The organism is Leifsonia sp. NPDC058194, from assembly GCF_042883605.1.
GTDB lineage: Bacteria > Actinomycetota > Actinomycetes > Actinomycetales > Microbacteriaceae > Leifsonia.
On the sequence record NZ_JBHVVL010000005.1, the window covers coordinates 333,918 to 340,905 of the forward strand.

Sequence of the window (6,988 nt, forward strand, 5' to 3'; positions counted from 1 at the left end):
CGGACACTATAGAGATGTGAGGGGATTCCTGCTCGACGAGCCCGCTGTGCTCGATCGCATCCATGACGGAGACGCCGACGCGTTCGGCGCGCTCTTCGATCTGCACCACGACCGCGTGTTCCGGCAGGCCCTGCGGCTGACGTCGTCGGTGCACGACGCCGAAGACGTCACCGCCGTCGTCTTCATGGAGGCCTGGCGGCGCCGTGACGCGATGCGCGTCGTCAACGGGTCGGTCATCGGCTGGCTCCTCGTGACCGCGAACAATGTGCACCGCAACCATCTGCGCTCGTCACGGCGCTACCGGGTGGCGCTCGGCACCCTCCCACCACCCGAGAACACCCCCGACCACTCCGGGGCGGTGGATGACCGGCTCGACACGGACGCGCGCCGCACCGCCGTGCGTGCCGCGCTCGCCCGCCTCCCGAAGCGCGACCAGGACATCATCACGCTCTGCGTGTTCGAGGAGCTGAGCACGACGGATGCCGCCGAGGCTCTCGGCGTCGCCGCTGGCACCGTGAAATCCCGATTGTCCCGCGCCAAGGCGCGCCTCGCCGAGCTGCTCGGCGAGGACGGCGTCACCGATATCGACGACCGGAAGAACGGAGGAGAGCGATGACCGAGCCCACCTTCGACCCGCGCCGCAAGGCCGCCATCCGCGAGCTGATCGTGCAGAACGCGGCGACCCATGGCCGCGTTCTAGGTCGCAAACGCACCGCGTTCGTGGTGACGCTGGTACTCCTCGCCGTCGGCATCTCGGGCGGAGGCGTGGCGTATGCCCTCGGAACCGGGCTGCTCGAAACAGCGCCGGTGGCGAGCCCGACGCCGACGCCGATCCCCACGCCTGCCGAGACACCCACACCGACGGCACCGCCGACCGCCACTTCGACGCACACACCGACCCCGACGATCGACGCGGCCGACCCGTCGACCTGGACCATCGGTTTCGACGGGGTGGGGCCGGCGAAGCTCGGGATGTCGCTGACGGACGCGGCAGCCGCCCTTCCCACCTTCGACGATGCCACCGATCCGCTGTGTGCCCCCGGCCAACGCAACTTCGGCGACCGCGCTGGGACGTCCTCGCTAGTCTTGTTCGGCAGGGCGGCCTCCGACGACGACCTCGTGACGATCATCGTGAGCGGCGGACGCGTCGGCGCCAGCGCGTCCACGCGTCCGCACACGGCCGAAGGCATCGGAGTCGGGTCGACCCTGGAGGAGCTGACCGCGGCCTATGACGACCTGGCCGTCACGGGCACCTACTCGAACATCGACGGAACGCACCCACGTTTCTACGGGCTCAGCGGTGCCGGTGCCACCTGGATCACCTTCGAGGTGCTGCACGGCGTGGTCGACCGCATCCTGGTCGGTCCCTCCCAGACGATCCCGTCGGAGTACTGCCCCGCGTAACCCCCGGTAGACTGGCCTGCATCCCCCGCTTCCGCCTGCAGCCTGGAGTGCCCGCGTGACCGACACCACCGCCCAGCACGTCGTCGACACCGTCGCGAACGCGATCGAGACTCCCGAGAAGGAGCAGCCGTTCGCGGCGCTCGGACTCAAGGAGGACGAGTACGCGCAGATCCGCGAGATCCTCGGCCGCCGCCCCACCAGCGGCGAGCTGGCGATGTACTCGGTGATGTGGTCGGAGCACTGCTCCTACAAGTCGTCGAAGATCTACCTGCGCCAGTTCGGCCAGAAGGTCTCCCCCGCCATGAAGAAGAACCTCATGGTCGGCATGGGCGAGAACGCGGGCGTCGTCGACGTCGGCGAGGGCTGGGCGGTCACCTTCAAGGTGGAGTCGCACAACCACCCCTCCTACATCGAGCCGTTCCAGGGCGCCGCGACCGGCGTCGGCGGCATCGTGCGCGACATCATCTCGATGGGCGCGCGCCCGGTCGCCGTGATGGACCAGCTGCGCTTCGGCGCCATCGACGACCCCGACACCGCCCGCGTCGTCCACGGCGTCGTCTCGGGCATCTCGTTCTACGGCAACTGCCTCGGCCTGCCGAACATCGGCGGCGAGACCTACTTCGACCCGATCTACCAGGGCAACCCGCTGGTCAACGCCCTGTCGGTCGGCGTGCTGCGTCACGAGGACCTCCACCTCGCCAACGCCTCCGGCGCCGGCAACAAGGTCGTGCTGTTCGGCGCCCGCACCGGCGGCGACGGCATCGGGGGCGCGAGCATCCTCGCCTCCGACACGTTCTCCGCGGGCGGCCCGACCAAGCGTCCTGCCGTTCAGGTCGGCGACCCGTTCGCCGAGAAGGTGCTCATCGAGTGCTGCCTGGAGCTGTTCCGCGACAAGCTCGTCGAGGGCATCCAGGACCTGGGCGCTGCCGGGATCTCGTGCGCAACCAGCGAGCTCGCCTCCAACGGCGACGGCGGCATGTACGTCGAGCTCGACAAGGTGCTGCTGCGCGACCCGTCGCTCACCGCCGAGGAGATCCTCATGTCGGAGAGCCAGGAGCGCATGATGGCGGTCGTCAAGCCCGAGCTGCTCGACGCCTTCCTCGCCGTCACCGCCAAGTGGGACGTCGAGACCAGCGTGCTGGGCGAGGTCACCGAGACCGGCCGCCTCGTCATCGACTGGAAGGGCGAGGAGATCGTCAACGTCGACCCGCGAACGGTCGCGGTCGACGGCCCGGTGTACGAGCGCCCGGTCGCCTACCCGACCTGGATCGACGCCCTGCAGGCCGACTCGGCCTCGCGTCTCGCCCGCCCGCAGGACGGCGACGCGCTGCGCGAGCAGGTGCTGGCGCTCCTCGGCTCCGCGAACCTGGCCGACAAGGGCTGGATCACCGACCAGTACGACTACTTCGTCGGCGGCAACACGGCCCTCGCCTTCCCCGACGACGCCGGCATGGTCCGCGTCGACGAGGAGAGCGGGCTCGGCTTCGCGATCGCGACCGACGCGAACGGCCGCTACTGCCAGCTCGACCCGAGGGAGGGCGCGAAGCTCGCCCTCGCCGAGGCCTACCGCAACGTCGCCGCGTCTGGCGCGGTGCCCGCCGCGGTCACCGACTGCCTCAACTTCGGCAGCCCGGAGAACCCCGAGGTCATGTGGCAGTTCTCGCAGGCCGTCGAGGGCCTGTCGGACGCCTGCCTCGAGCTCGAGATCCCGGTCACCGGCGGCAACGTCTCCTTCTACAACCAGACCGGCGACGTGCCCATCTTCCCGACCCCGGTCGTCGGCGTGCTCGGCGTGATCGACGACGTCGCGCGCCGCATCCCCGCCGGCTGGCAGGACGAGGGCGAGAACATCTACCTGCTCGGCGTCACCCGCGAGGAGCTCGACGGCTCCGCCTGGGCCGGCACCATCCACGGTCACCTCGGCGGTCGGCCGCCCGCGGTCGACCTGGCCGCCGAGCGCACGCTCGCGGAGACCCTGCACGCGGCGTCGGTGGAGGGACTGGTCTCCTCCGCGCACGACCTCGCCGACGGCGGCCTCGCTCAGGCCCTCGCCGAGAGCGTGATGCGCTTCGGCGTCGGTGCGCGCGTCTGGCTGGGCGAGATCGTCGAGCGCGACGGCGTGGACGCGGCGACCGCCCTGTTCAGCGAGTCCACCGCCCGCGTCATCGTCTCGGTGCCGCGCGAGGACGACGTGAAGTTCCGCGGGCTCTGCGAGGGCCGCGGCGTCCCCCTCCTGCGCATCGGCGTCACCGACGCCGAGCTCGGCGCGCAGCCGGTGCTCGAGGTGCAGGACCAGTTCACCGTCGGCCTGGAGGAGCTGCGCGCGACGCACCGCTCCACCCTCCCGGAGCGCTTCGGCCCGGTCGTCGGCTGACCGCTAACCATCCGTCACGAAACGCCGTGTCCGCATCGCCGGGCACGGCGTTTCGCGTCAACTCGATGCGATGACGGGTCTGCGGGTCAGGACGCGCACACGCTGCTGGGTGAGCAGGATGCCCACGATCACGATGAGCGCGCCCACGGGCTCGTTCCAGCTGAGGTGCTCACCGAGCACCAGGATGCCCAGCGCGACACCGACGACCGGCGTCACGTAGGTGACCCCGGAGGTGGCCGTCGGCCCCCACGCGCGCAGCACGTTCATGTTCCAGATGTAGACCACGCCCGTCCCGAGCATCCCGAGCGCGAGCAGGCTGAGCAGCACCGGCCAGCTGAAGGTGATCGGACCCAGGGCGACGACCGGGGTCAGCACGATCATGATGACGGCGGCGATCCCGATGTTGAGGAAGGCCGTGGTGGTCGCCGGGATGGCGCGGTGGCTGATGAACTTGCGGATGTAGCCGAAGCTGAAGCCGTAGCAGGTCACGGCGCCGAGGCAGGCGAGCTGGCCCCAGACGCTGCCGCTCAGGGCGGCGATGCTCCACGGGCCGACGACGACGATCACGCCGACGACGCCGATCAGCACGCCGAGCACCTGGTCGCGGTTGAGCTTCTCGACGCGGAAGGCGACCGTCACCAGGATCGCCGTGGTGATCGGGGTGACCGCGTTGTAGATGCTGGCCAGACTCGACGACACGTACTGCTCCGCCCACGCGAACAGCAGGAACGGCACCACGCAGTAGGAGATCGCGACGACGGTGAAGTGCAGCCACACGATCGGCTCGCGCGGCAGCCTGCTGCGCATGATCAGGACGATGACGCCGAGCGTGACGGCACCGAACACGAGACGCGCCCACGCGACCTGGCCGAAGGACACCCCGTCGAGGGCGATCTTCATGAACAGGAAGCTGGCTCCCCAGATGAGCCCCATGGCGACGAACTGCAGTGCGACCTTCACTCTGCGAGGCTAGTGGCTGCCACCGACGCCGGCTGGCGGGAATCGGACCCGGCGCAGCACTCTGTCCGGACCTTTGCGATCGCTGGCCGGATCTCCCTTCCGGAGGCCAGACTGGAGCCCGGGAATACTCCGACGCACTCTGCGTTATATGCGTTTGCATAGAAACGGCGAGACGAAAACCACAAGGAGCCAGCCATGCAGTACGGAATCTTCTCCGTCAGCGACATCACCCGCGACCCGGTCTCGGGCCACACGCCCAGCGAGGCCGAGCGCATCGACGGCATCGTCACGATCGCGAAGCACGCGGAGGAGGTCGGGCTCGACGTCTTCGCCATCGGCGAGCACCACAACCCGCCGTTCTTCTCCTCCTCGCCGACGACGCTGCTCTCGCACATCGCAGCCCTCACGAAGACCCTCACGGTCACCACGTCCACGACCCTGATCACCACGAACGACCCCGTGCGCATCGCCGAGGAGTACGCGATGCTCCAGCACCTCTCCAAGGGCCGGATGGACCTGATGCTCGGCCGCGGCAACACCGGCCCGGTGTACCCGTGGTTCGGCAAGGACATCCGCCAGAGCCTGCCGCTCGCGCTCGAGAACTACAACCTCCTGAACCGCCTCTGGCGTGAGGACGTCGTGGACTGGGAAGGGCGCTTCCGCACCCCGCTGCAGGGCTTCACGTCGACGCCGCGCCCTCTGGACGACGTGCCGCCCTTCGTGTGGCACGGCAGCATCCGCACCCCGGAGATCGCCGAGCAGGCCGCCTTCTACGGCGACGGGTTCTTCGCGAACAACATCTTCTGGCCCAAGGAGCACTACCAGCGACTGATCGCCTTCTACCGCGAGCGCTTCGAGCACTACGGCCACGGCACCGCGAAGGAGGCGATCGTCGGCCTCGGCGGCCAGGCCTACATCGCCAAGAACTCGCAGGACGCCAAGAACGAGTTCCGCCCCTACTTCAACGAGGCGCCGGTGTACGGCAACGGCCCGACGATGGAGGAGTTCACCGAGGCGACCCCGCTCACCGTGGGCAGCCCGCAGGAGGTCATCGACAAGACGCTGACCTTCCGCGAGTGGGCCGGCGACTACCAGCGCCAGCTGTTCTTGATGGACCACGCGGGCCTGCCGCTGAGCACCGTGCTCAAGCAGCTCGACCTGCTCGGCGAGGAGGTCGTCCCCGTGCTCCGCAAGGAGACCGAGGCCCGCAAGGACCCGCAGACGCCCGACGCCCCGACGCACGCCTCGCTCGTCGCCGCCAAGTACGGCGACGGGGAGGCCCGGCAGCCGCGTCCCAACGCGAACCGCGGGGACAACGTGACCGGCGCGTCCCCCTACCAGGACACCGAGGAGAAGTTCCAGGCCACGTTCCCGTCGCTCTGAGCGACCGGCCTGAGATCGAGATCGAGAGAAGGACACGATGACGAACACCGAACAGCGGCCGTTCCGCGTGGTGGTGGTGAACGCCGGCGTCAGCGACCCGTCGTCCACCAAAATGCTGGCCGACCGGCTGGCACTGCGGGTGGAGGCGGCCGCCCAGCGCGACGGCCGCACGGTCGAGACGATGCACCTCGACCTGCGCGAGCTGCTGCCGGAGCTCTCCGGCGCGCTCGCCTCCGGTCACCTCGGGCCGAAGTTCACGAAGGCGATCGAGGCGCTGAAGGCGGCGGACGGCATCATCGCGACGGCGCCCGTCTACAAGGCCGGCCCGAGCGGACTGTTCAGCTCGTTCTTCCAGGTGATCGACAACGACCTCCTGATCGCCAAGCCGGTCGTGCTCGGCGCGACGGCGGGCACCGCCCGGCACGCGCTCGTGGTCGACGAGCAGATGCGCTCGATGTTCGCCTTCCTGCGCACGATGACCACCCCGACATCGGTGTTCGCCTCGACGGAGGACTGGCAGGACAAGTCGCTCGGCAAGCGCATCGACCGGGCCGCGCGCGAGCTGGTCGTGCTCATGGAGAGCGAGGTGGAGGCCAAGATCACGGACTCCTCGTGGGACCACTACCAGCACGAGTTCGGCTCGGCGGGCGGCGACGAGCTCGGGATCGACCTGAGCTCCGATCTGATGAGGCTGGCCGCGGGCGGCTCACTCGGAGCGCCCCGCTCGTAGCCTCCTGTGCAGAAGCGGGGCCCCGGCCCCAACCGGGCCCCCGGCTGTGTGGCCCGGGCCCCCGGGGCGTATAAACAAAAGTCGCGGCCGACGACCACCCAAGTGTTTATGTCTGTGTGGGGTAGAAAAGAGTAGCA

The 6,988-nt window shown here is 69.3% G+C and carries 6 protein-coding genes; 5 read left to right on the forward strand and 1 reads right to left on the reverse strand.

What is annotated here, in order from left to right; all coding sequences use genetic code 11:
• Window positions 1-16 precede the first annotated feature (16 nt).
• From ACFVU2_RS18800 to purL, 3 genes are read left to right on the forward strand one after another with little or no spacing between them, the layout of a single operon-like run.
• The gene (locus ACFVU2_RS18800; protein WP_387877566.1) at window positions 17-616 is read left to right on the forward strand and encodes an RNA polymerase sigma factor; all 600 of its coding nucleotides are present in this window, start codon (window positions 17-19) and stop codon (window positions 614-616) included.
• Window positions 613-1,404, forward strand: a complete 792-nt coding sequence (locus ACFVU2_RS18805) for a hypothetical protein (protein ID WP_387877569.1) — start codon at window positions 613-615, stop codon at window positions 1,402-1,404. The genes ACFVU2_RS18800 and ACFVU2_RS18805 overlap by 4 nt, the downstream gene beginning before the upstream one ends.
• Before the next feature lie 55 nt (window positions 1,405-1,459).
• A complete protein-coding gene (purL, locus tag ACFVU2_RS18810; protein WP_387877571.1) occupies window positions 1,460-3,778 on the forward strand; it encodes a phosphoribosylformylglycinamidine synthase subunit PurL in 2,319 nt (772 codons plus the stop codon).
• 57 nt (window positions 3,779-3,835) lie between these two features.
• On the opposite strand, the gene ACFVU2_RS18815 is transcribed toward purL, so the two are convergent.
• On the reverse strand, window positions 3,836-4,738 hold the full coding sequence (locus ACFVU2_RS18815) for a DMT family transporter (RefSeq protein ID WP_387877574.1): 903 nt from the start codon (window positions 4,736-4,738) through the stop codon (window positions 3,836-3,838).
• Window positions 4,739-4,933: 195 nt separating this feature from the next.
• Between ACFVU2_RS18815 and ACFVU2_RS18820 the strand changes: the two genes are divergently transcribed.
• Together ACFVU2_RS18820 and ACFVU2_RS18825 are read left to right on the forward strand one after the other, a co-directional pair.
• Window positions 4,934-6,121: an LLM class flavin-dependent oxidoreductase gene (locus ACFVU2_RS18820; RefSeq protein ID WP_387877576.1), complete on the forward strand. Its 1,188-nt coding sequence runs from the start codon at window positions 4,934-4,936 to the stop codon at window positions 6,119-6,121.
• A gap of 37 nt (window positions 6,122-6,158) precedes the next feature.
• The gene (locus ACFVU2_RS18825; protein WP_387877579.1) at window positions 6,159-6,851 is read left to right on the forward strand and encodes a CE1759 family FMN reductase; all 693 of its coding nucleotides are present in this window, start codon (window positions 6,159-6,161) and stop codon (window positions 6,849-6,851) included.
• Window positions 6,852-6,988 lie beyond the last annotated feature (137 nt).

What these genes read in the sequence shown, in the direction of transcription:
- ACFVU2_RS18820 (WP_387877576.1), top strand. Translation starts at nt 4,934, where the DNA reads ATGCAGTACGGAATCTTCTCCGTCAGCGACATCACCCGCGACCCGGTC.
- ACFVU2_RS18825 (WP_387877579.1), top strand. Translation starts at nt 6,159, where the DNA reads ATGACGAACACCGAACAGCGGCCGTTCCGCGTGGTGGTGGTGAACGCC.
- ACFVU2_RS18805 (WP_387877569.1), top strand. Translation starts at nt 613, where the DNA reads ATGACCGAGCCCACCTTCGACCCGCGCCGCAAGGCCGCCATCCGCGAG.